23 protein-coding genes are annotated in these 25,687 nt (G+C 73.9%); 11 read left to right on the top strand and 12 right to left on the bottom strand.

All coding sequences use genetic code 11. The features are described from left to right. The first annotated feature begins 120 nt into the window (after positions 1-120). Complete coding sequence (locus ACZ7MY_RS37815) at positions 121-1,029, top strand: oxidoreductase (RefSeq protein WP_499609457.1); 909 nt, start codon at positions 121-123, stop codon at positions 1,027-1,029. Between the two features lie 62 nt (positions 1,030-1,091). Here the strand turns inward: ACZ7MY_RS37815 and ACZ7MY_RS37820 are convergent, their stop codons facing one another. Beyond that, positions 1,092-2,018, bottom strand: a complete 927-nt coding sequence (locus ACZ7MY_RS37820) for a universal stress protein (protein WP_499609459.1) — start codon at positions 2,016-2,018, stop codon at positions 1,092-1,094. A gap of 241 nt (positions 2,019-2,259) precedes the next feature. Between ACZ7MY_RS37820 and ACZ7MY_RS37825 the strand changes: the two genes are divergently transcribed. Then, positions 2,260-2,817, top strand: a complete 558-nt coding sequence (locus ACZ7MY_RS37825; protein ID WP_499609462.1) for a pyridoxamine 5'-phosphate oxidase family protein — start codon at positions 2,260-2,262, stop codon at positions 2,815-2,817. Between the two features lie 59 nt (positions 2,818-2,876). Here the strand turns inward: ACZ7MY_RS37825 and ACZ7MY_RS37830 are convergent, their stop codons facing one another. Next, on the bottom strand, positions 2,877-3,071 hold the full coding sequence (locus ACZ7MY_RS37830; RefSeq protein WP_499609465.1) for a hypothetical protein: 195 nt from the start codon (positions 3,069-3,071) through the stop codon (positions 2,877-2,879). A 290-nt stretch (positions 3,072-3,361) separates the two neighbouring features. Then, positions 3,362-3,934: an Rv1733c family protein gene (locus tag ACZ7MY_RS37835; protein WP_499609467.1), complete on the bottom strand. Its 573-nt coding sequence runs from the start codon at positions 3,932-3,934 to the stop codon at positions 3,362-3,364. Positions 3,935-4,179: 245 nt separating this feature from the next. Here ACZ7MY_RS37835 and ACZ7MY_RS37840 point away from each other — a divergent pair, with 245 nt between their 5' ends. Next, positions 4,180-5,094 carry an alpha/beta fold hydrolase gene (locus tag ACZ7MY_RS37840; RefSeq protein WP_499609470.1) on the top strand — a complete coding sequence of 305 codons (915 nt, stop codon included), beginning with the start codon at positions 4,180-4,182 and terminating at the stop codon, positions 5,092-5,094. Positions 5,095-5,255: 161 nt separating this feature from the next. On the opposite strand, the gene ACZ7MY_RS37845 is transcribed toward ACZ7MY_RS37840, so the two are convergent. The 3 genes from ACZ7MY_RS37845 to ACZ7MY_RS37855 all read right to left on the bottom strand — a co-directional run bounded on the left by ACZ7MY_RS37845 (position 5,256) and on the right by ACZ7MY_RS37855 (position 8,308). Next, positions 5,256-6,362: a type III polyketide synthase gene (locus ACZ7MY_RS37845; protein WP_499609472.1), complete on the bottom strand. Its 1,107-nt coding sequence runs from the start codon at positions 6,360-6,362 to the stop codon at positions 5,256-5,258. A gap of 360 nt (positions 6,363-6,722) precedes the next feature. Continuing rightward, positions 6,723-7,928 (bottom strand): cytochrome P450, encoded by a 1,206-nt coding sequence (locus tag ACZ7MY_RS37850; protein ID WP_499609473.1) that lies wholly within the window; start codon positions 7,926-7,928, stop codon positions 6,723-6,725. 224 nt (positions 7,929-8,152) lie between these two features. Next, positions 8,153-8,308 (bottom strand): DUF6131 family protein, encoded by a 156-nt coding sequence (locus tag ACZ7MY_RS37855; RefSeq protein ID WP_499609476.1) that lies wholly within the window; start codon positions 8,306-8,308, stop codon positions 8,153-8,155. A gap of 636 nt (positions 8,309-8,944) precedes the next feature. On the opposite strand from ACZ7MY_RS37855, the gene ACZ7MY_RS37860 reads away from it, so the two are divergent. Beyond that, entirely contained in the window at positions 8,945-10,303 is a 1,359-nt protein-coding gene (locus ACZ7MY_RS37860; RefSeq protein WP_499609573.1) for a glycoside hydrolase family 16 protein, read from the top strand. A gap of 200 nt (positions 10,304-10,503) precedes the next feature. Here ACZ7MY_RS37860 and ACZ7MY_RS37865 read toward each other — a convergent pair whose 3' ends face one another. The 3 genes from ACZ7MY_RS37865 to ACZ7MY_RS37875 all read right to left on the bottom strand — a co-directional run bounded on the left by ACZ7MY_RS37865 (position 10,504) and on the right by ACZ7MY_RS37875 (position 14,511). After that, a complete protein-coding gene (locus tag ACZ7MY_RS37865) occupies positions 10,504-11,226 on the bottom strand; it encodes a dienelactone hydrolase family protein (RefSeq protein ID WP_499609480.1) in 723 nt (240 codons plus the stop codon). A 224-nt stretch (positions 11,227-11,450) separates the two neighbouring features. Then, positions 11,451-12,317 carry a GNAT family N-acetyltransferase gene (locus ACZ7MY_RS37870; protein ID WP_499609481.1) on the bottom strand — a complete coding sequence of 289 codons (867 nt, stop codon included), beginning with the start codon at positions 12,315-12,317 and terminating at the stop codon, positions 11,451-11,453. Between the two features lie 121 nt (positions 12,318-12,438). Continuing rightward, a complete protein-coding gene (locus tag ACZ7MY_RS37875) occupies positions 12,439-14,511 on the bottom strand; it encodes a SpoIIE family protein phosphatase (RefSeq protein ID WP_499609484.1) in 2,073 nt (690 codons plus the stop codon). A gap of 214 nt (positions 14,512-14,725) precedes the next feature. Here ACZ7MY_RS37875 and ACZ7MY_RS37880 point away from each other — a divergent pair, with 214 nt between their 5' ends. Further along, the gene (locus tag ACZ7MY_RS37880) at positions 14,726-15,292 is read left to right on the top strand and encodes a type 1 glutamine amidotransferase domain-containing protein (protein WP_499609487.1); all 567 of its coding nucleotides are present in this window, start codon (positions 14,726-14,728) and stop codon (positions 15,290-15,292) included. Positions 15,293-15,322: 30 nt separating this feature from the next. Here ACZ7MY_RS37880 and ACZ7MY_RS37885 read toward each other — a convergent pair whose 3' ends face one another. Both ACZ7MY_RS37885 and ACZ7MY_RS37890 read right to left on the bottom strand, forming a co-directional pair. Further along, complete coding sequence (locus ACZ7MY_RS37885; RefSeq protein WP_499609489.1) at positions 15,323-15,982, bottom strand: response regulator transcription factor; 660 nt, start codon at positions 15,980-15,982, stop codon at positions 15,323-15,325. Next, the gene (locus tag ACZ7MY_RS37890; protein ID WP_499609492.1) at positions 15,979-16,941 is read right to left on the bottom strand and encodes a HAMP domain-containing sensor histidine kinase; all 963 of its coding nucleotides are present in this window, start codon (positions 16,939-16,941) and stop codon (positions 15,979-15,981) included. Before ACZ7MY_RS37890 ends, ACZ7MY_RS37885 begins: the two co-directional genes overlap by 4 nt. 261 nt (positions 16,942-17,202) lie before the next feature. On the opposite strand from ACZ7MY_RS37890, the gene ACZ7MY_RS37895 reads away from it, so the two are divergent. Next, the gene (locus tag ACZ7MY_RS37895) at positions 17,203-17,484 is read left to right on the top strand and encodes a DUF3040 domain-containing protein (protein ID WP_499609495.1); all 282 of its coding nucleotides are present in this window, start codon (positions 17,203-17,205) and stop codon (positions 17,482-17,484) included. Positions 17,485-17,642: 158 nt separating this feature from the next. Continuing rightward, entirely contained in the window at positions 17,643-19,223 is a 1,581-nt protein-coding gene (locus tag ACZ7MY_RS37900; protein ID WP_499609497.1) for a multicopper oxidase family protein, read from the top strand. A gap of 31 nt (positions 19,224-19,254) precedes the next feature. Here ACZ7MY_RS37900 and ACZ7MY_RS37905 read toward each other — a convergent pair whose 3' ends face one another. Then, positions 19,255-20,481 (bottom strand): DUF6777 domain-containing protein, encoded by a 1,227-nt coding sequence (locus ACZ7MY_RS37905; protein ID WP_499609499.1) that lies wholly within the window; start codon positions 20,479-20,481, stop codon positions 19,255-19,257. Positions 20,482-20,754: 273 nt separating this feature from the next. Between ACZ7MY_RS37905 and ACZ7MY_RS37910 the strand changes: the two genes are divergently transcribed. From ACZ7MY_RS37910 to ACZ7MY_RS37925, 4 genes are all read left to right on the top strand, one after another. Further along, entirely contained in the window at positions 20,755-22,848 is a 2,094-nt protein-coding gene (locus tag ACZ7MY_RS37910) for a SpoIIE family protein phosphatase (RefSeq protein WP_499609502.1), read from the top strand. Positions 22,849-22,973: 125 nt separating this feature from the next. Then, positions 22,974-23,534: a hemerythrin domain-containing protein gene (locus ACZ7MY_RS37915; RefSeq protein WP_499609505.1), complete on the top strand. Its 561-nt coding sequence runs from the start codon at positions 22,974-22,976 to the stop codon at positions 23,532-23,534. Between the two features lie 181 nt (positions 23,535-23,715). After that, positions 23,716-24,252 carry a hypothetical protein gene (locus ACZ7MY_RS37920; RefSeq protein WP_499609508.1) on the top strand — a complete coding sequence of 179 codons (537 nt, stop codon included), beginning with the start codon at positions 23,716-23,718 and terminating at the stop codon, positions 24,250-24,252. A 70-nt stretch (positions 24,253-24,322) separates the two neighbouring features. Continuing rightward, on the top strand, positions 24,323-25,669 hold the full coding sequence (locus ACZ7MY_RS37925; RefSeq protein WP_499609511.1) for an FUSC family protein: 1,347 nt from the start codon (positions 24,323-24,325) through the stop codon (positions 25,667-25,669). The last annotated feature ends 18 nt before the right edge of the window (positions 25,670-25,687 follow it).

The raw sequence follows: 25,687 nt of genomic DNA on the forward strand, positions 1-25,687 counted from the left end.
CAGCAAGCGCGGTCACCGTGCCGCACCACGGAGGCCAGAGCGGACGTGGGCACCCGGCCGTCGTCCGGCGGCGCCGGACGGGAGTGGATACTCCGGGACGGCGAAAGGATGCACCCACCCATGACCACTGACAGGATCTCCGCGGCCACGGCCGGCACCTGGCTCCTCGGCGACATGACGGTGAACCGGATCGGCTTCGGCGCGATGCGGCTCACCGGCAACGCGGCCTTCCACCTCGGCACCTCCAGCGACCGGGAGCGCGCCATCGGCGTGCTGCGCCGCGCCGTCGAACTCGGCGTCGACCACATCGACACCGCCGCCTTCTACTTCTCACGGCTGCGGTCGGCCAACGAACTCATCAACTCGGCCCTGGCGCCGTACCCGCAGGACCTGGTCATCGCCACCAAGGTGGGCCCCGCACGGGACGCCTCCGGCGCGTGGGCCACCGCGGCGCGCCCCGACCAGCTGCGCGGCCAGGTCGAGGAGAACCTGCGGCAGCTCGGCCGCGACCACCTCGACCTGGTCAACCTCCGCTTCATGGGCGGCACTTCCGTCGCCGAGCACTTCGGCGCCCTGGCCGAGCTGCGCGACGCCGGGCTCGTCCGCCACCTCGGGCTCTCCAACGTCCGCCCGGAACACCTGGCCGAGGCGCGGGCCATCGCCCCCGTGGTGTGCGTCCAGAACCGCTACGGCGTCGACGCCCGCGACAGCGACGACCTGCTGCGGGAGTGCGGCGCCCAGGGCATCGCCTTCGTGCCCTTCTTCGCCATCGCGGGCGGCGGCCGCGAACGCGGGCCCGGCGCCGCCGGCGACGGCGAGAGCGAGGCCGTCCTCGCCGTCGCGGCCGCCCACGGCGTCTCGCCCGCGCGGGTGCGGCTCGCGTGGACGCTCGCGCAGGGCGACCACGTGCTCGCCATCCCGGGGACGGGGGATCCGGAGCACCTGGTCGACAACCTGGCCGCGGGCACTCTGCGGCTGACGGCGCGGGAGACGGCGCTCATCGACGCGGCCGGCCGCCCCGCCCGCTGAACGGGACGGGGCGGGACGGGGCGGGATGGGACGGGGCGCGGCCGGAACGGGCGTACCGGCGGTCAGTCGTGCGGGACGACCGCCACGGGCGCCTTAGCGTGGTGCAGCACCGCGTGCGTCACCGGGCCGATGTGCAGTCCGGCGGCCGCGTGCCGCACACGGCGGCCGACGACCACCAGGGAGGCGTCGGCCGCCGCCTCGACCAGGTGGTGTGCCGCCCCTCCGGCGAGCGAGTGCTCCACGACCTCGACGGCGGGGTACTTCGCCCGCCACGGCGCCAGCACCCGCGTCAGCGCCTTCGCCTGGGCGTCGGTCAGCTCGCGCTCCAGGTCGAGCGCGATCGCGGCGGGGTTGTAGCCGTAGGAGGCCGGCAGGTTCCAGCCGTGGACGGCGCGCAGGCCCGACCCGCGCTCCACGGCGGCCTCGAAGGCGAAGGCCAGCAGGTCGTCGTGGGGCCGGGCCAGGTCGATGCCGAGCACCACGTCGCGGAAGGGGGTGTACTCGGACACCAGCCCGTCGAGGTCCGGGCGGTGCTCGTCCTCACCCGTCTCGCCGGCCCGTACGAGCACGACGGGCCGCACCGTCCGGGCGACGGTCGCGGAGGCGACCGAGCCGACGAGGAAGCCCGCGAGCGCGCCGAGGCCGCGCGAGCCGAGCACCAGCAGTTCCGACGCGTCGGCGGCCGCCGCGAGGGCCGCCGCGGGCTGCCCGCTCAGCAGGCCGGCGGTGATCTCCAGATCCGGATGGCGCGCGGCGAGTTCCGCGGCGGCGTCGCGCGGCACCGACTCGGCCCACTGCCGCTGGGCGTCGGGGTCCACCGCGGCCACCGCCCCGGCCAGCGGTGCGTGGACGGAGCCGTACGGCTGGTACTCGTGGACGTGCACGAGCCTCAGCGGCAGTCCGCGGCGCAGCGCCTCGCGGGCGGCCCAGTCCGCCGCGGCCCGGCTCTCGGGCGTTCCGTCGAGACCGGCGGTGACCGTACGGGACATGACGTTCCTCCTGGCGAACGGGGCGAAGGGCGTGGGCTGTTCGCCCCCAGCCTCCCGCCCGCGGCACGCCCCCGGCAGGGGCCCGCCGGGCCCGCCCATGGGCCGACCGGCCCATGGGCGACGGCACGTGCCGTCGGGGACAGTGGGAACAGGTCACCACTGCGCCAAGCGTACGGGGGCGGGTCCGGACGGGGCGGTGGGGGGTGACGCGGCCGCGACGTACGGAAGGACGTGACCGGGCATGACGCAGCAGGACGCGGCCGCCGCGGCCGGGGACATCGGGCGCCGGATCGCGAGCCGCCGGGAGGAGACGGGCCCGTCCCCGGAGGAGGCGGCGGAACGCGCCGGCATCGCCCCGGGCCACCTGCCGCACGTCGGACAGGAGCCGACCCCGGCGCCCCGGACGGAACTGGTGGAACTCGGCCCCGAGGAGTGCTGGGCCCTGCTGTCCACCCACGGCGTCGGCAGGATCGGGCTGGACACACCCGACGGGCTCGCCGTCCTGCCGGTCAACTACACGGTCACCGAGGGCGTGATCGCCTTCCGCACCGACCCGGGCGCCACGCCCGCGGCGGCCGCGGACACCCGGTGCGCGTTCGAGGTCGACCACGTGGACGAGGTCCTCAGCCAGGGCTGGAGCGTGCTCGTCCGCGGTCTCGCCACCGCCGTCACCGACCCGCCCGCCGTCCGGAGCCTGGCGGAGCGCGAGTACAGCGGCCCGTGGGCGGGCGGCGACCGCACCCTGTGGATCCGTGTCGTGCCCACCGGCGTCACGGGCCGCCGCATCACGTCCGGGTAGGCCGCTTCGTCCCGGACCGGAGCGGCGGGACAGGGTGGGGGCGCGGAGCGGGGCTGCCGTCAGGCTCGCGGTCGGCCACGGAGCCGCCGCACGTCCCGCACGAGCGTGTGCACGGCCATGAGGAAGATCAGGATCCCGGCCACGAGCCAGAGGACCGACGCTCCGGAGCGGTACTCACGGACGCCGAGAAGGAGCAGCATCAGGCCGACGAGGACACCGAAGGCCGACATCAGGGCACTGACGCGGTTGATCACACGGACATCATCGACGACACCGGCGGTCACCGGAAGCGATACCGGGAACATCGCCCTCGGTCTCCCGACCGGGTGAGGGCCCGCACCGCGGCGAACCGCCGGTCGCGCCTCAGGGCACGATCCGCACACCCCCGGGTCGTGCACCACCCGCAGCGCCGCCCCGCGCCACGCGGCCTCCCTGGCCGCCGTCTCCACCGCGGCGAGGCTTGAGGCCGAGCCGTCCGCCCCCACCACCACCAGGCCGCCCACCGCGCCTCCTCGTCCGCCGTGCCGCACGTCCGCCTCCGGCCTCAGGCCCTCCGGTGGCCCCAGGACGGGCCGGTCCGCTCCCACTCGCGGTCCCATGCCGCGGCGCGGTGGCGGTCGATCCACAGGCGGACGATCCAGCGGCCGGCGAGGACGAGCGCACAGGCGCCCGTCGCGGCGACCGTGCCGAAGACCACTCCCTGGGCCTCGGCCTGCGCGGGGGTGAGCCGGTTCTGCTGCAGGTGGCCGCCGGCGTCCAGCCAGACGGTCGTGGGGGACCCCGCGTGGCTGCCCGGTTCGACGCGCGCCTCGCCGGTCCGGGTGGAGCCGTCGGGCGCGGTCCACCGGACGGTGGTGAGGACCTTGCCGATGGAGCCGGTGTACGGGTTCTCCACGGCCTTCGCGGCGTCCTCGGTCAGGACGGCCGTCGCCAGGTGGGTGCCCGCGCTGTGCCGCAGCTCGGAGTGCTCGACCGCGACCGCCGTGGCGGCTCCCGCGGCCGGGGCGCCCGCGGCGATCAGCAGCGCCGCCGCCACACCCGTCCAGGCCTCCAGGACATCGGACCGCCGCCGCATCGGATTGCGGCGCCAGCGCCAGAACACCGCCCTGCCGCCCATGGCCGCGCTCCCTTCCCTGTCCGTCGACCGTCGCACGCGCCGGTGCTCCCGTTGCAGGGGCCGCACGGATCATTTCCGCCCCGGGAGGGGGCCGACCGGCCCATCCGCGCGTACGCGCCCCGAGCGCGGCGCCCGCCCGGCGGCCCCGCCCGGGATGTGACGACCGTCACCCGCCGCCGATCGAACTTCGCGTGCCGCCCGCCGTCCTGTCGGTGTCCTCGACACCTTTCGGAAACGGAGTACGGATGTCCACGTCCGCGACCCACCCCCTGTCCCCCGGCACCCACACCCTGGAGGTGGACGGTGTGGTCCAGCGCTACCACGTCCACGGCACCGGCACCGGTCCGGTGTGCATCGCGCACTCGGGCGGGCCGGGCGTGTTCTGGGAGTACCTGCGCATGCCCGAGGTCGAACGGCACCTCACGGTCGTCTACCCGGAGCCGGTCGGCACCGGCGGCTCGGGCCGGCTGCCCTCGCACCCGCACGGGTACACCCGGGAGCTCTACAGCCGGTTCCTGGAGGCCCTCGTCGACCACCTCGGCGCCCCGCGCGTGTACCTCCTGGGGCACTCGCACGGCGGCTTCGTCGTCCAGTACCACGCCCTGCGCCGTCCCGCGCGCGTCGCCGGGGTCGTCCTCTACGACAGCTCCCCGGTCACCGGCCCCGAGCTCGGCGCCGAGGCGGCGCGCAAGGTGGCGGAGTTCGCCGCCCGCAACGCGGGGCACCCCGGTCTGCCGGAGGCCCTTGGGGCCCTGCAGGGGGTGTCCGCGATCTCCGACGACGCGGGGATGACGGCGGCCCTCAAGGGCCTGCTGCCCGCGTACTTCGCCGACTACTGGGCCCGGGAGGAGGAGTTCGCGCCCCTGCGCGCCGCGGTGACGGGCACGTACATCTCGGGGCTGGACACCGGCCTCGTCCCCGATGTCATCGACGACCGCGGGCAGTTGGGAGCCCTCACCGTCCCGGCGCTGGTCGTGGTCGGCCGGTACGACGTGATCTGCGGGGTGCGGTGGGCCGATGAACTGCACGGGCTGATCCCCCGATCGGAGCTGCTGGTCCTGGAGGACAGCGGGCACTTCGGCCACCTCGAGGAGCCCGGGCGCTTCGCGGAGGCCGTGGTCGGCTTCGTGACCGCCCGCGAGGGGGCGGTGCCCGCCTGACGGACCGGGGGAACGGGTGCGACGCGGCGGCCGCGCGGCCGCCGCGTCGCAGGGCTGGACGGGCCGCGCCCGTCCGGTGAGGGCCGGGCCGGCCGGTGGCCGGGACACCGTGGTGCCCCCGGCCACCGCCGGCCCGGACCGTCGCCCGCCGGGGCTGCGGCTCAGGTGATGACGTCGTACTCCCCGTAGGCGTGCTGGGGCGTCATCGTGGAGTCGAGCCCGTTGGTGACCCAGGTGCCGAGGACCATCTCCGCGGTGATGCCCGGGCCGAAGCCGGCCAGCAGCCCGCGGTGCCCGTCGAGGGCGGAGCCCTCCTCGAACATCCGGTACAGGGCGTCGAGGACGACGGCGCTCGCGATGTTGCCGTACTCGGTCAGCGTGGCCCGGCTGAACCGGAACGACTCCGGCGGGACGCCGAGGAAGCGGCACAGGTCGTCCAGGATGCGGGGGCCGCCGGCGTGGATGATGTAGTAGTCCAGCTTGGCGGCGTTCCACGCGTGGTCCTCGGCGACCTGGCGCAGCACCGGCGCCAGGGGTTCCATGGTGCCGGGGACGCGCTTGTCGAGCTGGAAGTGGAAGCCCGTCTGGCGCACCGCGTAGGAGATCCACTCCTCGGTGTTCGGGATGAGGTAGGAGGCGTTGCGCTCCAGCCGCATCCCGGTACCGCCGCTGCCCCGGACGACGGCGGCGGCGATGCCGTCGCCGAACAGGCCGTTGGAGAGCAGCGTTCCGACACTGAAGTCCGTGGGCTGGTAGCACAGCGAGCAGAACTCGCAGGCCACGATGAGGGCGTTGGCCTCGGGGTACGCCGTGCAGAAGTCGTGGGCGCGGTTGATGGCCGCGCCGCCCGCCGCACAACCGAGCTGCGCTATGGGCAGTTGCCGGGTGTCGTGGCGGAAGCCCATCTTGTTGATGAGCCACGCGGTGAGCGAGGGCATCATGAAGCCCGTGCACGAGACGTACACGATGATGTCGATGTCCTCGGGCTCCAACTCGGCCTGGTCGAGAGCCTTTCGTACGACGGCCGGTACCCGCGCCTTCGACTCCGCCTCGTAGATCTGGCTGCGCACGTCGAAGCCCGGATGCTTGAGCACCTCTTCGATCGGCTGGATCAGGTGCCGCTTCTGAACGCCCGTGTTCTCAATGAGCCTGAGGGTCAGGCCGAGTTGCGGGTGGTCCTTGTGCAGCCGCCGTGCCAGCTCGAGCGTTTGTTCGCAGGTGATAACGTTGTCGGGTACCGAAATCACCGGCTTGCACAGAACAGCCATGGGTGGCTCCATTTCCTGCCCCTCGGCGGGCTATGGTCCATGTGGTGCGCTGCTCCGGGATTTCCGGAGCAGGCCCGTACCTGTCACGAAAATGCGGTAGGGGGTACGGGCGCATTCATCGGCGCACCCACAGGGGGACTCTCAGGAGGTCCCGGCAAAAGTCGGTTCACAAAAGGGGACCGGCCGCTGTCGAAGTGGATTCATGGCCTGTTCAGATTTGCGTCCACCAGGAAAACGTACGTCACTTGGGCGGATTCCGCATGTCGGAGCGGCCCGCACCCGTCGCCACGAGGGACGACGTGACGGGACCGGCCCCGCACCCGTGCGGGGTGCGGGGCCGGTCCGGGCCGGGGCGACGCGTCACCAGGCGACGTGCAGGGCCACCGGGTAGCGCCAGATCGACGTGGCGCTCCACCGCACCTCGTCCGCGGGCTTGGCCAGCCTCAGGTCCGGGAAGCGCCGCAGCAGCTCCCTGAAGGCCACCTGGAGCTCCATGGTCGCCAGGGGCGCGCCCAGGCAGTGGTGGCCGCCCCAGCCGAAGGTCATGTGGGGCGTGCCGGTGCGCTCCAGGTCCAGCTCGTCGGGGCGGTCGAACTTCTCGGGGTCGCGGTTCGCCGTCAGGTACGAGACGTGGACGACGTCTCCGGCCTTGATCAGCACACCGCCCATCTCGACGTCCTCGATGGCGATCCGCGGGATGCCGACGCCCTTGCGGAACGGGATGTGGCGCAGCATCTCCTCGATGGCCTGCGGGATGAGGTCCGGCCGCTCCCGCAGCATCGCCAGCTCGCGGGGGCGGGTGAGCAGGGTGTAGGCGATGTTGCCGATCTCGTTGGACGTGGTGTCCTGGCCCGTGATGAGCAGGACCATCGCCATGACGGCGAGTTCCTTGTCGTTGAGGATCTCGTCCCCGTCACGGGCGGTGGCCAGCACGCTGACCAGGTCGTCGCCCGGGCGGGCGCGCCGGTCGGCGGTGAGCTTGGTGAAGTAGTCCCGCAGGAAGGCCTTGGAGTGGACGGCGTTGGCCCGGTTGTCGGGGCTGAAGTCCATCATGGTGCGGGCGTGGCCCCGCAGCTCCCAGCTGTCCTCGTCGGGGATGTCGAGCACCTCGCAGATCGCGGCCAGCGGGAGCGGCGCGGCCAGGTGCTCCACGAGGTCGGCCGGGGAGCCGCTCCGCTCCATGCCGTCGAGCAGTTCGGCGACGACCCGCTCGATGCTGGGGCGCATGTGCTCGACGTTCCGGGGGGTGAAGCCCTTGGAGACCAGCGACCGCAGCCGGCTGCTGTCCGGCGGGTCCATGACGTTGATGGCCTCGTCCTGGACGATCGGCTCCGGCGTCATGCGGGGGAAGTCCTTGCCGACGACGGCGGCGCGGCTGAAGCGCCGGTCGGTCGTCACCGTACGCACGTCCTCGTACCGCGTGACCAGCCAGGCCTCACCCTCACCGTGCGGCAGCTTGATGCGGGAGATCTGCTCGTTCTCCATGAAGTGCTTCAGCTGCGGGTCGAACTCGAGGGCTTCGGCGAAGTCGAAGGGGCAGTTGTGCGCGGAGGAACCGGATTCCATGCGAATACTCCAGTGCACCTGGGCGTCGGGGGGACATATCACAACCAATCCCCAGCGCGCGCCGGTGACCACTGCAGGCGGCCCATCCGGGCGACCCCCGCCGCGACCGGGCGCAGGCGCGAGGACGGCCGGGCGGACGGGTGGGCGGGGCCGCGCCCGCGGCCCCGCACCCATGGGCGTGCCGCGCCCCGGAGGACGCGGCACGCGGGCGGGCTCACCCGCCGTCAGTAGTAGTGGCGGCGCCCCGCGACGGCGTGCCCCATGGCACCCAGGACCCAGAGCACGAGGCCGATGACCACGAGGATGACTCCCAGGGTCCACAGGATGGAGATTCCGGCGAGGAATCCGACGATCAGCAGGATGATGCCGAGGATGATCATGATGCACTCCCTTGCTCGGCCCTGGTCGCCGTTGCCGCGCACCGGGCCGGACGCGCCGCGGGGGCGGGCCCCGGGGCATTGACCGCGCGGTGCGCGGCCGGGCCGGGTCCCGCTCGGACGGGACCGGCCCTCGGCGTCGCCCGCCGTCCACGCCCGCGGCGTGGACCTGCCGGCTTCGCATTCACCCCCATTCCTACAGGGATCGGCTACCCGGCTCGGCGCGTTTCATGACGGCCTGATCGGTCCGGCCCGATGCCGGACGGGGTCACGACCCCTGGGAGAGAGCGCTCTCAGCAGCCGGAACACACACGGTGACATGCCCTGCCGAGGCGCGGAGGACCGCTCAACGGTGCTCTTTCGGACACCACTTGGCCCCGGCGGTGCGGGCCGCGCCCGCCCCGGCAGGACCCGCCGCCTCCAAGCAGTGAAGGCAGGGACGCATGTACTACTTCTTCTGTTCCATGTATTGACCGCGGTTCACCCCGGCGGGAAGGTGTTCCCGCCAGATGAGAGCGCTCTCAACGCTCAACCCTGAACCGCACCCTTCCCCGGCACCGATCCCGAGGAGGCATCACCCCCGTGTCCACGCGAACGACCCCCCGCAGGCGGTACGCCGCCAGACCGATCACCCTGGTGATGGCTGCCGCAGCCACCGCCACCGCCCTCTGCCTGGGCCTGCTCGGCTCGGCCACGGCCGCCGTCCCGACGGCACCGTCCGGCTGGACCACCGTCTGGAGCGACGACTTCAGCGGCGCCGCCAACACCCTCCCGTCGAGCGACAACTGGATCGTCGACACCGGCACCAGCTACCCCGGCGGCGCCGCCAACTGGGGCACCGGCGAGGTGCAGACGTACACCTCCGACACCGCCAACCTCCGCCAGGACGGTTCCGGCAACCTGCGCATCACCCCGATCCGGGACTCCGCGGGCAACTGGACCTCCGGGCGCGTCGAGACCCGCCGCAGCGACTTCGAGCCCCCGTCGGGCGGCAAGCTACGCATCGAGTCCCGCATCCAGATGCCGAACGTCACCGGCGCGGCAGCGGCCGGCTACTGGCCCGCCTTCTGGACGCTGGGCGCGCCCTACCGGGGCAACTACTGGAACTGGCCCTCCATCGGCGAGTTCGACCTGATGGAGAACGTGAACGGCGTCAACCAGGTCTGGGGCACCCTGCACTGCGGCACCAACCCGGGCGGCTACTGCAACGAGACCACCGGCCTCGGCGCCACCCGGGCCTGCCCCGGCAGCGCGTGCCAGGGCAACTTCCACACGTACGCCTTCGAGTGGGACCGCAGCGTCAGCCCCCAGCAACTGCGCTGGTACGTCGACGGTGTGCAGTTCCACTCGGTGAACTCAAGCCAGATGGACGCCTCCACCTGGAACGCGGCCACCGCGCACGGCCACTTCATCCTGCTCAACGTCGCGATGGGCGGGGCCTTCCCCGACCCGGTGGCCGGGTACAAGACGCCGACGGCCTCCACCGTCTCGGGCGTGCCGATGCTGGTCGACTACGTCGCCGTCTACAGCTCCGGCGGTGGCGGCACGCAGCCCCCGACCGATCCCCCGCCGACCGGGGGCACCGGCAGCGCGTACGGCACCCTCCAGGCCGAGTCGTACACCCAGCAGTCCGGCACCACCGTGGAGACCACGACGGACAGCGGCGGCGGCAAGAACCTCGCGTCGCTCGCGAACGGCGACTGGGCGCTCTACTCCGGCGTCGACTTCGGGACCACCGCGGCCCGGCAGTTCAAGGCCCGGGTCGCCTCCGGAGCCGCCGGAGGCGTCAGCGGCCTGGTCGAGGTACGGCTGGACAGCCGGAGCAACGCCCCGATCGGCAGCTTCTCCGTCGCCAACACCGGCGGCTGGCAGAACTGGACGACGGTCCCGGCCAACATCTCGGGCGTCACCGGCAAGCACGACGTGTACCTGACCTTCACCAGCGGCCAGCCGGCCGACTTCGTGAACGTCAACTGGTTCACCTTCAGCACGACCTGACGCACCTCCTGCCGCCCGCGGCACCCCCGGCCGGGCCCCTCCCCCGGCCGGCAGCCGCGGGCGGCAGCGTCGCCTTCGAACCGCGCGGCACCGGCGGGACCGTCACCGCCGTCGAGGAGGGCCGGGGCCCGTCCTCGACGGCGGTGCACCGGTCGTTGCCGCTGCCGCCTACCGTCCGGTGCGCGCCGGACGGCGGGGCGTCACTTCAGGTGCCGGTCGAAGAAGCGGCACCCGTCCTCCAGTTCGAACCAGGGGGTGCCGGTGTGCCCGCCCAGGTTGGCGTGCAGCGTCTTCTCCTTGCTGCCGAAGGCGTCGAACAGGTCCAGCGCCCGCTGCCGGGGGTTCCCCTCGTCGTCCCACTGCAGCAGGAACAGCAGCGGGACGGTGACCTGCCGGGCCTCCTCGCGCTGGGCCCGGGGCACGTACCCCCCGGCGAAGAAGCCCGCGGCGGCGATGCGCGGCTCGGTCACCGCGAGGCGGATGCCGAGGGCGGTCCACCCACCGGAGTACCCGACCGGGCCGCCGATCCCGGGCAGTTCGAGGAGGGCGTCCAGCGTGGCCCGCCATTCCGGGACCGCGTTCTCGACCAGCGGGCCGATGAAGGACTCGAAGATCTCGTCGACCGGCTCGCCGGCCTGCATCGCCCGCCGGAGGTCGGCGCGGGCCCGCTCGTCGGCGGCGGAACGGGGGCGGTCACCGCAGCCGGCGGCGTCGATGGTGGCCACCGCGTAGCCGCGCGCCGCGGTGTGACGGGCCCGGGCCACCAGCCGGGGATCGGCCTTGGGCAGGCCGTTGTTGTGGGACATCAGGACCAGCGGTACGGGTGCGGGTCCGGGCGTCCACAGGGTGCCGGGGGTCTCGCCGAGGAGGAATTCGCGCTCGAGGACGCCGTCGTCGAGGCGCTGTTCGGAAGTGAAGTGCACGGTCGTGCCTTTCGGGAGGGCTGTTGAACGGCGCTCCCGGACGACCTATCGCCCGACCGTGACCCCGGAGGGGAGCACCCACGTCGACATGATGTTCACGGGTACCACCTCCTGGTTCTCTCGCACGGCCTCGGGGAGACTAGCAACGCCCGCCCCGTTCCGCCAACGGGTTTTCGGGCCGGCCCGTCAGCGGCACGTGCCCTCCGGTCGACGGCCGCGACCGGCTACGCGTCCCTGCGCCGGTCCCTGACCTCGGGTCGCGGCCGGAAGCCCGCCGCGGTGTAGGTCGCGACGGCGGCGGCATTGGAGCTCGGCGTGCAGACGATCGCGCTCGACGAGCCGAGTTCCCGCAGCGCGGCCGCGGCGGCGACACTGATCGCCGTGCCGTAGCCGTTCCTGCGGTGTTCCCGGTGGACGCCCATCGGCTCGAGCAGCCCGGGCCGCCCCGGGCCGGCCGACCACACCGTCACCGCCGCCACCGCGTCACCCCGGTGGTCGTGGGCGACCAGGCACCGGGCGCCGGCGTACGGCAGGCCGCCCGCCATCGCGTGCCAGCGCTCCTCCGTGAACGTCGACGCGTCGAACGCGGCCCGTTGCACGGCGGCCCGCACGCCGGCCCGCCCCGGCCCGGTCACCTCGATCCGCACGCCCGGGTCCTCCACCGGCTGCGTGAGGTCACGGCGCAACGGCGTCCACGGCTCGTCGGTGTCCCAGCCGGCCTCGGCGAGCAGATCCTGGACCAGCGCGCCCGCCGGGGCCTCGACGTACGCCTCGCCCGCCCGCAGCACGCCGCGTCCGGGGTCGGTCACGTCCGCGACGACCTGCCGCGCCAGTTCCTCGTCCCGCAGGACGTCCGGCGCGAGGGTCAGCCGCAACAGCCCGGCACCGTCCAGCAGTCCGACGGCGAGGATCCGTCCGCCCCGGCTCCAGGTCCGTACCGCCGCGGCCGTCGCCTCCGCGCCGAACCGCCAGAACCAGCCCACGTCCCCCGGGTGCAGCTGCATCGGCGCCCCCTCGTACTGCCACTCCCCCAGCACGCCCACGGCCGCGCCCAGCCCGTCGGCTCCCGGCCTGCCCACCACGATCGCCATGCCCCGATCCCACACCACCGCACCGCCGTCCCGCACCCCGGTTTCGCGGGGCGCGGCCCCGTCGATCGCGGCGGGGCCCGGCCCCCGGTGGACGGCGAGCTCTGCGCTGCCCTGCGCTCCGTCACACGTCCTTCGGGCGCGCGATGAGGAGGGCCACGTCGTCACGGTCGGCGGGGTGGCGCAGGGCCGCGAGGAGGCGGTCGCAGGTCTCCTCGACCGGCTCGTCGGGGGCGTCGAGGAGGCGGAGCAGGTCGTCGAGGCGTTCGTCGATGGCGCGGTCGCGGGTCTCGACCAGGCCGTCGGTGTAGAGGACGAGGCGGTCGCCCGGGACGAGGTCGACGGTGGTGCTCTCGAAGGGCACGCCGCCGACCACCCCCAGCGGGGTGCCGGTGGGCAGGTCGAGCAGTTCGGGGCGCTTGCCCGCACGGACGACGACCGGGGGCAGGTGGCCGGCGTTGGCGAGGTGGCAGACCCCGCGCGCGGGATCGTGGACCGCGTAGACGCAGGTCGCGATGTAGGGGTCGAGCCCGTGGGTGATCCGGTCGAGGTGGCCGAGGACCTGGGCGGGGTCGAGGTCGAGGCCGGCGAGGGTGGAGGTGGCGGTGCGGAGCCGTCCCATGGTGGTCGCCGCGGGGACGCCGCTGCCCATGACGTCGCCGACGACGAGGGCGACCCGGCCGTCGTCGAAGGGGATGACGTCGTACCAGTCGCCCCCGACCTCGCTGCTGGCCTGGGCCGCGCAGTAGCGGGCGGCGAGTTCGAGGCGGGGGTGGGCGGGCGGGAGCTGCGGCAGGAGGCTGCGCTGCAGGGTCTCGGCGGTGCTGCGCAGTTGCTGGTGGAGGCGGGCGTTGTCGATGGACACCGCGGCGCGGGAGGCCAGTTCGCCGGCGAGGGTCTGGTCGTCCTCGTCGAAGGGCTGGGGGGTGCCGGCGCGGGCCAGGCCGAGGACGCCCAGGATCACGCCCCGGGCGATGAGCGGGACCGCCATGGCCGTGTGGACGCCCGCGCGGGCCAACAGCGATGCGGCGTCGGGGTCACGGGCGACGCGTACCAGGCTCCGCTCGTCGGCGTGGGTGATCAGACCCGGGCGGCCGGTGTCCAGGCACCGCGCGGCGAGGTGGTCGGGGGCGTAGCTGACGAGCCGGCCGGCCCTGCCGAAGGCACCGGCCGCGTCACCGGCGTCGACGCACTTGGAGGAGAGCGCGCGGAAGCGGGGGCGGTCGAGGCCGGGCTCGCCGCCGTCGTCGCGCAGCGCGGAGTCGAGGACGTCGACCGCGGCGAAGTCGGCCAGCTCGGGGACGACGACGTCGACGAGTTCGCGGGCGGTGTCCTCCACCTCGAGGGAGGTGCCGATGCGGGCGGAGCTGTCGGCGATCACGGCGAGCCGCCGCCGGGCCCGGTCGGCCTCCTGGGCGGTGCGGTGCCGGTCGGTGACGTCCACCACGGAGGTGGCGATGCCCAGGACGTTCCCGTTGCGGTCCTCCAGCCGGAAGTAGGACACCGACCAGGCCCGGTCGGCGGTGGGGTCGGCGGCCGTGCGGCCGACGACGTACCGGTCGACGATCGGTGTGCCGGTGCGCAGGACCTGCCGGAGCGCGTCCTCGGCCATCCGGAACCTGGGCCCGGGGAGCACCTCGCGGAAGCGGCGCCCGATGTGGTCGCCCTCCGTCATGCCGTGCATCCTGGCGAGGGCGGGGTTGACGGACAGGTAGCGCAGCGAGGTGTCGAGCACCGCGAGCCCGATCGGGGACTGGGCGACCAGTTGGAGCGAGAGGGCGAGGCCGCGTTCGAGCCGTTGCAGCACGGGGCGGTCGGTGGCTATCCCCAGGGCGTAGACGCGGCCGCGGCTGTCCGTCAGGCGGACGTTGCGGAACTCCGCCAGCCGGGTCGAGCCGTCCTTGTGGCGCACCGGAAACGCCCCCGACCAGCTGCGGCCGGTCTCGAGCACCTCGGTGAACAACTTCATGGCGTCGTCGCGGTGCTCGGGCCGGACGAGCAGCGGCGCCGCGTAACGGCCGACGGCCTCACCCGCGGTGTAGCCGAACAGTTGCTCCGCCTGCGGGCTCCACATGTCGATGCGCCCGTCCGACTCGAGCAGGACCGCGGCGACTCCCAGCAGGTCCATGAGTCCACTGGGGCCGAGTGCCCTGGCCTCGAGCTGATCGGCGCCGAGCGGCTGCCGCGCTTCGCTCATCGCAGGCTCCCTCTTCGCCCGCCCCTTCGCCGATCCCTTCCTCGCTTTCCGACCGTCCGCCTACCCCGGCTGCGGCGAGTGAGTCCTGCTCGTCGCCGGCCGGGCGGCCCGTACGGCCACGTTTCCCCGGCCGACTCCCGGGCAGGTGCCCATTTCGCAGGAGAAGCGCGCAGAATGCACAGAAGGCATAGAAGGCACAGAAGAGGAAAAATCCATGGCTGCAGAGTTTCCGGGCGGCCGCCGCGTCCTGGCGGTCGTCAGCAATTACGGGGTCGAGCAGGACGAACTGGTCGTCCCCGTCGAGCACCTCCGTGAGAAGGGCGCCGACGTGACCGTCGCGGCGACGCGGCGGGACGTCGTGCAGACACTGGTCGGCGACAAGGACCCGGGCAAGGTCGTGGAACCGGACACCACCCTCGACGAGGTGGACCCCGCCGGTTTCGACCTGCTGCTCATCCCGGGCGGCACGATCAACGCCGACAACCTGCGGCTGCAGGGCAGGGCGATGGACGTCGTGCGGGCGTTCGCCTCGTCGGGGCGTCCGATCGCGGCGATCTGCCACGGCCCGTGGGCGCTGGTCGAGGCGGGCGTGGCCAAGGGCAAGACGCTCACCTCGTACGCCTCGGTGCGGACGGACCTGCTCAACGCGGGCGCCGCGTCCTGGGTCGACGAGCCGGTGGTGAGCGACGCCTCCGCCGGGTACCCGCTGGTCACCTCGCGCACGCCGAAGGACCTGGACGCCTTCCTGGGAGAGGTCGACAAGGTCCTCGCCGGGTCGTGAGGCAGCCCGGCGGCCGGGGTCAGGGCGGGGTCAGGGCTCGATGAGTCCGGCCCGGATCGCGTAGCGGGTGAGTTGGAGGCGGTCGCGCAGACCGAGCTTCTGCAGGAGGTTGGCGCGGTGGCGCTCGACCGTCTTGACGCTGATGAAGAGCAGGCCGGCGATCTCCTGGGACGTGTGGCCCTCGGCGACGAGCTTGAGGATCTCCTCCTCGCGTTCGGTGATGGCGCGGGCGGGCAGGGGCTCGCCCTGGCGGGCGCGTTCGAGGTAGCTGCGGATCAGGGTGGTGACGGCGCCCGGGTAGATGAACGGCTCGTCGCGCACGGCGGCCCGGCAGGCCTCGACCAGGTCGCGGTCGGCGACGGACTTCAGGACGTATCCGCTGGCCCCGGCCTTGAGGGCCTCGAAGAAGTACTGCTCGTTGTCGTACATCGTCAGGATGAGGATGCGCAGGCCAGGGCGGAGCCTGCTCAGTTCCCTGGCGGCCTGCAGGCCGGTCATGCGGGGCATGGCGATGTCCAGGACGGCCAGGTCGACGGGCTCCGCGCGGGCCTTGGCGACGGCTTCGGCGCCGTCGCCGGCCTCGGCGACGACGGTCAGGTCGGGTTCGCCGTCGAGGATCAGCCGGACCCCCCGCCGCACCAGCGCGTGGTCGTCGGCGAGGAGGATGCGGGTGGGGGGCGGGGCGGTCATCGGGGTCCGTCCGCCGGCGGCGCGGGTACGTCGAGACGGACGTCGGTGCCGCCGCCGGGGGCGGCGCCCACGGTCAGCGCGGCGCCGATGAGCAGGGCCCGTTCGCGCATGCCGCGCATCCCGGCACCTTCGGGGACCTGGCCGAGGCCCTTGCCGTTGTCCCGGACGAGCAGTTCGGCGCCGCCCCCGGGGACGGCACCCAGGTGGATCTCCACCCGGTCCGCGCCCGAGTGCCGGGCCGCGTTGGTGACGGCCTCCTGGGCCACCCGGTAGAGCACCAGCTCGGTCTCGTGGTCGAGCGCCGGAAGGGCGGGCGCCGAATGGTCCACGTCGACGACCGTGAGCCCGGGGGTGGTGAACTCGCCGGCCAGGGCGCGCAGGGCGCTGCGCAGGCCGAGTTCCTCCAGGACGCCGGGGCGCAGCCGCCGCGCTATGCGGCGGATCTCGTCGAGCCCGGCGCGGGTGGTCTCCTGCACCTGCCGCAGGTCGTCGCCCAGGGGTCCGGGGGCCAGGTCCGCGCTGCGCCCCAGCTGCAGGACGACGGCGGTGAGGGTCTGGCCGACCTCGTCGTGGAGTTCCCGGGCGATGCGCTGCCGTTCGGCCTCCTGCGCGGACAGCACGCGGGCGCTGGTGGTGGCGCGTTCGGTCTCCAGACGGTCGAGCATGGTGTTGAACGTCGTGATGAGCGCGGACACCTCCCCGGATCCGGTGACGGCGGGGCGGCCGCCGGGGCGGAGCAGGTCGGCGGAGTTCATCGCCCGGCTCAGCCGCTGCAGCGGCGCGAGGCCGACCCGCAGCAGCAGGGCGTTGGCGCCGAGCATCGCGGCCAGTCCCACGCCGATCACCAGCGCCTCGCCCAGCAGGACGGGAGTGGAGACGGTAACGGGCCCGAGCAGCAGGACCGTGGCGACGACCAGCACCGCGCCGTTCAGCAGGAAGATCCGCCAGTACAGCGACATGGTCCCGCCTTCCTCCGGGGCCCACCCCCACCGTCCGCCGGCACCGCGGTGACGCCCGGGCGGGGACGCCGCGCTCCTCCCGCCGCGGGTGGTGGGCACCCGGGTCCCGCTTCCAGCCTGCCCCGGCCCGGGGGGTGGCCGCCATCGGGGCCGGCACCCATTTCCGTACCGCGTGATTGGGTGCCGGACCCGATGGTTCCGCAGGCGGGCGCGGGTGACGGTGGACGTGACAGGGCCCACCGTCTCCGGGAGGAGGACACCATGCCGCACCTGCACAAGGCCATCGAGGACATCGCAGCCGAGACGAGGCGCACGGACCCCCGCTTCGCCGAGGGGTTGCGGACCGGCCGCCCCTGCGCGCCACGTGAGTACCGGCGGCGGACGGGCTGGTTCCTGCTGACCGTCGCGCTCGCCTGGATCCTCATCGGCATCGTGCTGCCACAAGGGTTGCTGCTGGCGGCCGGGCTCGTCCTGGCAGGCGTCGGCGCGGCGGTGCTCGACCCCCGGCACGACGTCGTGGGACGGGGCCGCCGACGTCCCTGATCCGGGCGCCGGGCGGCGGGACGGCGGGCCGGACGGGCGCCGGGCCGGTCCGAAGGTTGTTCGCGGGGCCCGCGTGTGGCGCCGTTGCGCACGGCTCGGGCGGGCTATTGTGTCGCCGACCGTAAAATTGCGCAAATCGTCACATTTGGGAGCCCTACGTGATCGAAGGCATCGGCAGGCGCCGTTTTCTCGCCGCGGGGGCGGCCGTCGTAGGGGCGGGCGCGACGAGCAGGGCATGGGCGGGCACACCGCTTGCCGATGTACCACCGGGCGGGGTCCTGCGGAGCAAGGCCCGGCTCCCCCGCCCGTACCAGGTACCCCTGCCGATCCCACCGGTCCTCCAGCCCACGCTGCGGACCCCGACGACCGACTACTACAACATGACCCAGCGCGCGGCGAAGCTGGAGATCCTCCCGGGACTGCACACCAGCTGCTGGACGTACGACGGCTACTTCCCCGGGCCCACGATCCTCTCCCGCTCGGGGCGCACCACGGTCGTCACGCACCGCAACGAGCTGCCCCAGCCGACCGTCGTGCACCTGCACGGCGGCCACACGCCCGAGGAGAGCGACGGCTACCCGATCGACCTGACGATGCCGGTCGGCAGCCGCATGTCGTACGACGACGCGATGGCGGGCATGCCCGAGATGCACGGCTCGTCCGGCCGCATGAGCCACGGCCAGCGCAGCTACACCTACCCGATGCTGCAGCGCGCCGCGACGCTCTGGTACCACGACCACCGCATGGGCTACACGGGCCCGGCGGTGTACCGCGGCCTCGCCGGGTTCCACCTGCTGACGGACGACGAGGAGGACGCGCTCGACCTGCCGCGCGGCTCCCGCGACATCCCGCTGCTGCTCGCCGACCGGGCGTTCGGCGAGAACGGGTCGCTGCTCTACCCCGCGGTCGACTCGGGCATGCACAAGCCGGGCGTCGTGCACGCGCACCACTTCGGCATGATGGGCGACGTCATCCTGGTCAACGGCGCCCCGTGGCCGGTGCACCGGGTCAAGCGGCAGCGCTACCGGCTGCGGTTCCTCAACGGCTGCAACGTCCGGGACTTCCGCCTGGAACTGGACCCCCCGCCGCCCGGCGGCAAGGGCCTGCTGCAGATCGGCAGCGACGGCGGACTGCTGGGCCGCCCGCTGGCGCACGACAGCCTGCGCATCGCCCCCGCCGAACGCTTCGACATCGTCGTGGACTTCGCCCGCTACCGGCCCGGCACCAAGGTGCGCCTGGTCAACCGGTACGGCAGCGGCAGCACCGCGCAGGTCATGCGCTTCGACGTCTCGCCGTCGTCCCGGAAGCCGCACGACGACAGCCACATCCCCAACCGGCTGTCGCGCCACCCGGCGACGGTGCTCGACCCCAGCAAGGCCGTGGCGCACCGTACGTTCGCCTTCCGGCACTCGCGTGACGGCTGGACGATCAACAACCTGCCGTACAAGCCCGGCCGCTCACTGGCCAACGTGAAGCTCGGCTCGGTCGAGATCTGGAAGTTCACCTCGGTGTTCTTCCACTCGGTGCACGTGCACCTCGACGCGTTCCGGGTGCTGTCCCGCAACGGCAAGAAGCCGGGGGCGTTCGACGCGGGGTGGAAGGACACGGTGGCGACGGGCCCCGGCGAGACCGTCGAGGTGGCCGTCCGTTTCACGGACTACACGGGCAAGTTCATGATCCACTGCCACAACCTCGAGCACGAGGACATGGCGATGATGGCGGACTTCACCACGCACTGAGACCGGGGCACCGGTCCCGGCCCGGCATGCGTCACCTGGACGCGGCCGGGCCGGACGGCTGTCCGGGGCCCGTACCGCCGGGCGGGGGACTCTCCCCTCCCGGAGGTGCGGGCGTTCCGGGCCCGGGGGTGCGCGGGGCGGGGCCCGTACCGGGCGGCGGGGACTGCGGGGCGGTCCCGCCCCGTTCCCCCGTCGGCGTGGCGGGGGCCGCCGCCGAACCCCCGGGGGAACCCGGCGGGCTGCCGGACGGCACGCTCTGCGGCGCCGTCGTCCGCTCGTCGCCGGTGGCCTTGCCGTCGCCGCTGTCCCGGGTGAACCACTGGCCGCCGGCGGGGTCGCGCACCACGAACTCCTTCACCGGCCGGGACGCCGGCGCCACCACCACCGTCCTGGACGGCTGGTAGCCGGGCCACGCCTGGCCGACGGTGTCGGCGCCGTCCTTCTGCTCGACCGGCCGGGTCAGCGGATTGCCGCAGGCGCAGCGCACCCGGGGCAGGCCCCGGTCGTCCACCAGGACCGCGGTCCCGGCCTGCAGCACCGACTGGAAGGCGGTGGGCCGGCCGCCGCGGTAGCCGTGGTTGGTGACCCGGGTGTCGGCGCGGAGCTGGAGCGGGGTCAGGTCCCGCAGGTAGGCCGGCACCTCGGACGGCGTGAGGCCCAGCACCCTGGCGAACGCCTTGTTCTTCGACGGGTCCGCGGACAGGGCGCTGACCTGCTTCTCCACGTCGCAGCTCGCGACGTCGCGCGTGCCGCCGTACAGGCCCGGCGTGCTGCCGCTGTAGACCTGCCGCACGGTGCCCCCCGTGGCCGACGGGGTCGGCAGGGCCGGCGGCTGCGAAGGGGCGGCGGTCCCCTCGGCCGTCGACCGCGTGAACGGGTCGGGTCCCGCGCTGCCCGCGGTCTGCAGGAACAGCTCGCCGGGCTTGCCGCCCGACACCCCGCCGGGCCGGGTGTACACCACGGCGAGGGCCACCGCGGCCACCACGGCCGCGGTGAGCAGCGCCACCTTGGGCACCGAGCGCCACCACGGACGTCCGGGACCACCGTCGTCCCCGTCGCCCCCACCGCCGCCTCCGCCGTCGTCCGGCGGTTCGCCCGGTGGCGGGGGCGGCTCCCCCACGACGACCGTCGGGGTCCGGCGCCGCCGCCCGGGCGGGTCCTGGCCGGGGGGCCTGCCCTCGTCCGTTCCGTCCGGGCCGGACAGCGGACCGGCGGGCGGGCCCTCGGGACGGGCGAGCGAGGGCGGTAGAACGCTCACAGGGCTTTCCTCCACTGGTCCCGGACCGGCACGCAGGACGGACGGTGCCGCCGGCCGCGTCAGAAGCCCCACCTGCTGACCCATTGTGTGCGTCTTCCTCGCGGTCCCCGCAAGCCGACGTGTGCCGTGACGGGGCGCGCCGCGGGCCCCGTACCGGGCCGCCGCGAGGGGTGCGCCGCCACGGCTGCGGGGGGACCATGGAATCCCACCCGCAAGGGCGTCGGGGGACGGCGGACCGACCGGCCGGAACGGCAGGCGGAAGAGGCCCCCACCATGGACGACGCGGATCGGCGCACGACCGGCCCGGAGGGGCAGGACGAGGTCTCCACGGGCCCGAGCGGACTGCTGGACCTCCTGGGCGTGGCCGCGGTGCTCCTGCAGGGTGACGGCCGGGTCGACATGTGGAGCCCGCAGGCCGAGGAGCTGTTCGGCTACACGGCGCAGGAGGCGGTCGGCCGCCACGCCGCCCACCTGCTGGTGCACGACGCGCACCGCAGGCTCGTCGACCGGCTGTTCTCCGAGATCATGAAGACCGGCGAGAGCTGGGCGGGGTCCTTCCCGGTGCGCCGCAAGGACGGCAGCCGGCGGCTGGTGGAGTTCCGCAACATGCGCCTGATGGACAGCCTGGGCGACCACTACATCCTCGGCCTCGCCACCGACCGCTCCACCATGCGCGAGGTGGAGCAGGAGGTCGCCCTGTCCACCCGGCTGATCTCGCAGTCGCCGATCGGCATCGCGGTGCTGGACACCGGGTTGCGCTACCTCTCCCTGAACCCCGCGCTCGCCCGGTTCCACGGCATCCCGGTCCGGGACCACCTCGGCCGCACCTTCCGCGGCGTCCTGCCCGGGCCCGAGTTCCGGGCGGTGGAGGCCGAGATGCGGCAGGTGCTGGCGTCGGGCGTACCGATGGTCGACCGCTACATCGTCGGCCACGCGCCGTCGGGGCCGCGCGAGGAGCACGCGTGGGCGGTGTCGCTGTACCGGCTGGAGGACCACCGCGGGCATGTGCTGGGCGTCGCCGAGGTCGTCGTCGACATCACCGACCGGCACCGCGCTGCCGCGGAGGCCGACCGTGCCCGGCGCCGGCTGGCGATGATCGCCAAGGGGTCCGCCCGGATCGGCACCGCCCTGGAGGTGGAGCGGACGGTGCGGGAACTCGTCGAGGTCGTCGTGCCCGACCTGGCCGACCTCGCGGCGGTCGACATCCTCGACGCCGTCCTGGACCGGCGCGGCACCGCCCCGCCCCGGGACCCGCCGGTGTTCCGCTCCCTCGCCGTCCGGAGCGCCTACCCGACGGACGCGACCCGGGCCGTCCCGGCCCCGGGCGAGGCCGTCACGTACCACGCCGACCACCTCTCGGCCGGTTGCGTGCGCACGCTGCGCCCGCACATGATCGCCCGTGCCGGCCGGCGCGACCTCGAACGCATCAGTCCCGACCCGGGGTCGGCACGGCTGCTCGCCGAGGCGGGCGTCCACTCGTGCATGGCGGTCCCGCTCATCGCCCGCGGCGAGGTGCTGGGCGTGCTGGGCATGAGCCGGGCCCGTACGGACACCTCCTTCGACGAGGACGACCTGACCCTCGCCTGCGAACTCGCCGCCCGTGCGGCCGTGTGCATCGACAACGCGCGCTGGTACCAGCAGGTGCGCGACACCGCCGAGACCCTGCAGCGCAGCCTCCTCCCGGAGCCGCAGCCCTTCCACCCCGGCCTGGAGGTCGCCGCCCGCTACCGGCCCGCGCAGGCCACGAGCAAGGTGGGCGGCGACTGGTACGACGTCATCCCGCTCGACGACGACCGGACCGCGCTCGTCGTCGGCGACGTCATGGGCAGCGGCATCGACGCCGCCACCACCATGGGGCGGCTGCGCACCGCCACCTCCACGCTGGCCGAGCTGGACCTGGACCCCGCCAGGGTGCTGGGCCACCTCGACAAGATCACGCGCGGCCTCGACCCGTACATCGCGACCTGCGTGTACGCCCTGTACGACGCGCGCAGCGCCGAGTGCCGGCTGGCTACCGCCGGGCACCTGCCCCCGGTCCTGGTGCACGGCGACGGCTCACCGGAGCTGCTCGACCTGCCCACGGGGACGCCGTTGGGGGTCGGCGGCGTCCCGTTCGAGAGCACGGACGTCACGCTGGCGCCCGGCGACCGTCTGGTGCTGTACACCGACGGGCTGGTGGAGACCCGCGACGACCCGATCGACGAACGCCTCGCCCTGCTCGTGGACCTGCTCGGCGCCCCGGACCCCTCGGTGGAGGAGACCTGCGACCGGCTGCTGCGCGAGCTGCGCGGCGCGGACGACCACGACGACGTGGCCCTTCTGATCGCCCGCGCGGACCCGCGCCGCCGGGCCTGCGCACGTCCCTGAACAGGTGCCGCCGGGTGGGTGGTGACCGCCCCGCCCGGTGGGCTCGGCACCGGGAGGGTGGAATGCATGGGGTTCGGCCCCGGCGCACGCCCGGGCCGTACTGCCGCACGGAAAGGCGTGAGGGAATGGGACACGGCGGAAACGTGATCGCTGAGCTGCTGGCCGACCACCGCGAGGTCGAGGAGGTCTTCGACCGCATGCAGTCGATGTCGACCGGCGACCCGGCGCTGCGGGAGCTGGTGGACGAGGTGACCATCGAGCTGGTGCGGCACTCGGTGGCGGAGGAGCAGTACCTCTACCCGGCCGTCCGCGAGCACGTCGAGGGCGGGGACCGCATCGCGGACAAGGAGATCGCGGACCACGCCAGGATCGAGGAACTGCTGAAGGAACTGGAACAGCTGCCGCCGAACGACGGCCGGTTCCACCCCCTGCTGATGCGGCTGATGGACGAGGTGACCGCGCACGTCCAGGACGAGGAGGGCAGGCTGTTCCCCCTGCTCGGTGACGCGTGCACGCCCGAGGCGCTCGACGACCTCGGCGACAAGGTGCGCCGCGCCAAGTCCCTCGCCCCCACCCGCCCGCACCCCGCCGCGCCGGACACCCCTCCCGCCAACAAGATCCTCGCCCCGGGTGCGGGCCTCGTCGACCGCGCCCGCGACTTCGTGAGCGGCCGCGGCCGGTCCTGACCTCCGGCCGCACACGGGCGGCGGCGCAGGGTTCCCGTCCCTTCCGGGACCCTGCGCCGGGTCCTCGCGGGTCGCGGGCGTGATGCGGCTCATGTCGCGAAAGCGAGGTTCTGCGTACGCTGGGCGCGCCGCGCACCGGACGGGCGCGGCATCCACGCGCACGGAGGACGGTCCGCCAGGCATGCACAGTGAGTTCTCGTCGGTCATCGCCGCGGCCACCCGGTGGCTGCTGTCCGCCTACCCGGCGACCGGCGGAGCGCTCAGCCGAGCCCTGGCCGAGGCACAGGCCCGCCAGGCCGCCATGATCGCCGCCGCCCTGCGCTACCCGACCGCACTGGACGCCGCCCTGCTCGGGCTGCTCGCGCCCGGCGGCGCGGACCGGCTGGACCGGGCCTCCGGCGCCGGTGGCGACCACGAGGCCGTGAGGGAGGCCGGCACCGGCTGGCGGACCTGGGTGGACGAGGTCGTCGTGAGCTGGGCGGCCTGCCTGCTCTCCGACCCGGCCCTGGCCGCCTCCGCCGTGGCGGCCGTGGCGGCCACCGAGCACGGCCCCTCCCTGGCGGGCGACGCCCTCCGGCTCACCTCCCCCGGCGCCCACGACCGCGCGGCGTCCGTCCTCCTCCGCCACCCGGACCTGGTGGCCCCGATAGCCGGCCTGCACCGCGCCGAACTCGCCGCCCTGCTGGCCGCGGAGCCACTGGACACCTCCGCGGCGTAGCCACCGGCTCCCGTGCACCGGGAGTGATGTTCACAGGTGTACGCGGTGTTTGTTCGGGAAAAGGCAGAAGATGCCTATACGTGATGCCGTGACCTGGTTGGCCGGCCGCAGCCGGGACCCGGTCGTCACCCTGACCGCGCGGGCGACCGTCGCCGCGACCATCTCGTACGTGATCGCCGTGCACGTCAGTAGCGAGTCTGCCCCGCTGACGGCGCCGCTCACCGCCCTGCTCGTCGTGCAGGTGACGCTCTACTCGACGCTCACCACGGGCATCCGCCGGGTGAACTCCGTGGTGGTCGGGGTGCTGATCGCCGTCGGGTTCAGCGCGCTGGTGGGGCTGACCTGGTGGAGCCTGGGGCTGATCATCCTCGCGGCGCTGGTCATCGGGCAGTTCGTGCGGGTCGACGAGTTCGTCAACGAGGTGGCGATCAGCGCCATGCTGGTGCTCGGGGTGAGCCAGTTGACGGTGCAGGCCTGGGACCGCGTGCTGGAGACCCTGATCGGGGCGGGGGTGGGACTGCTGCTCAACGTCCTGTTCGCGCCGCCGGTGTGGGTGGGGACCGCCGGGGCGTCCCTCGAGGACCTGGCCCGCCGCATGCGCCACCTCCTGCTGTGCTGCGCGGAGGAACTGGACTCCCCCGCCACGGTGGAACGGGCCGCGGCACGGCTGCACGAGGCGCGCCGGCTCGACCAGGACGTGGCCGAGGTCGACACCGCGCTGCGCCGGGCCGAGGACAGCCTGCGGCTCAATCCCCGCGTCAAGGAGGGCCTGTTGTCGCGGGTGGTGCTGAGGACCGGTCTGGACACCCTGGAGATCTGCGTCGTCGTGCTGCGGGTCATGGCGCGGTCGCTGACCGACCTCGCCAAGCGGCGCGGCGCCGGCGAGCCGTTGTTCGACCGCGACGTGGCGGTCGCCCTGGAGGAGCTCTTCGGGCATCTCGGAGGTGCGCTCGTCAGCTTCGCCGTCCTGGTCACGACGCAGGTCAGCAGCAACGCCGAGGAGGCCGAGGCCCGGCTGGCCGCGGAGCTGACGGCGGCCCGCGCGAGCCGGGAGAAGGTCGCCGACATGCTGCTCGACCGGGTGCGGCAGCACCCGGGGGCGTGGCAGCTGCACGGCTCGCTGCTCGCCGAGGTGGACCGCATCCTCGACGAGCTGGCCCTGGAGCACCGTTCGCACCGGCTGATGGAGGAGCTGGACGAGGCCGCCCGGGCGCAGCAGGAACGCTTCGCCGTACTGGCCAGGCTGCGGCTCGTGGCCCGCGGCGAGCGCGTACGGCGCCGCCGTCGCGGCCACGGGGCGCCCGGCGGGGACACGCGTGCGGGACGGCCGCCGGTGCCCTCGGCCCGTACGGACCGGCCGGGCCGCGCGCCGGGCGACCGGCGCCGCCCGGCGCGCGACCGGTCGCGCTCGGGGTGACGGCCGGTCGCGCTCGGG

It is taken from the genome of Streptomyces sp. NPDC111520, assembly GCF_055635295.1.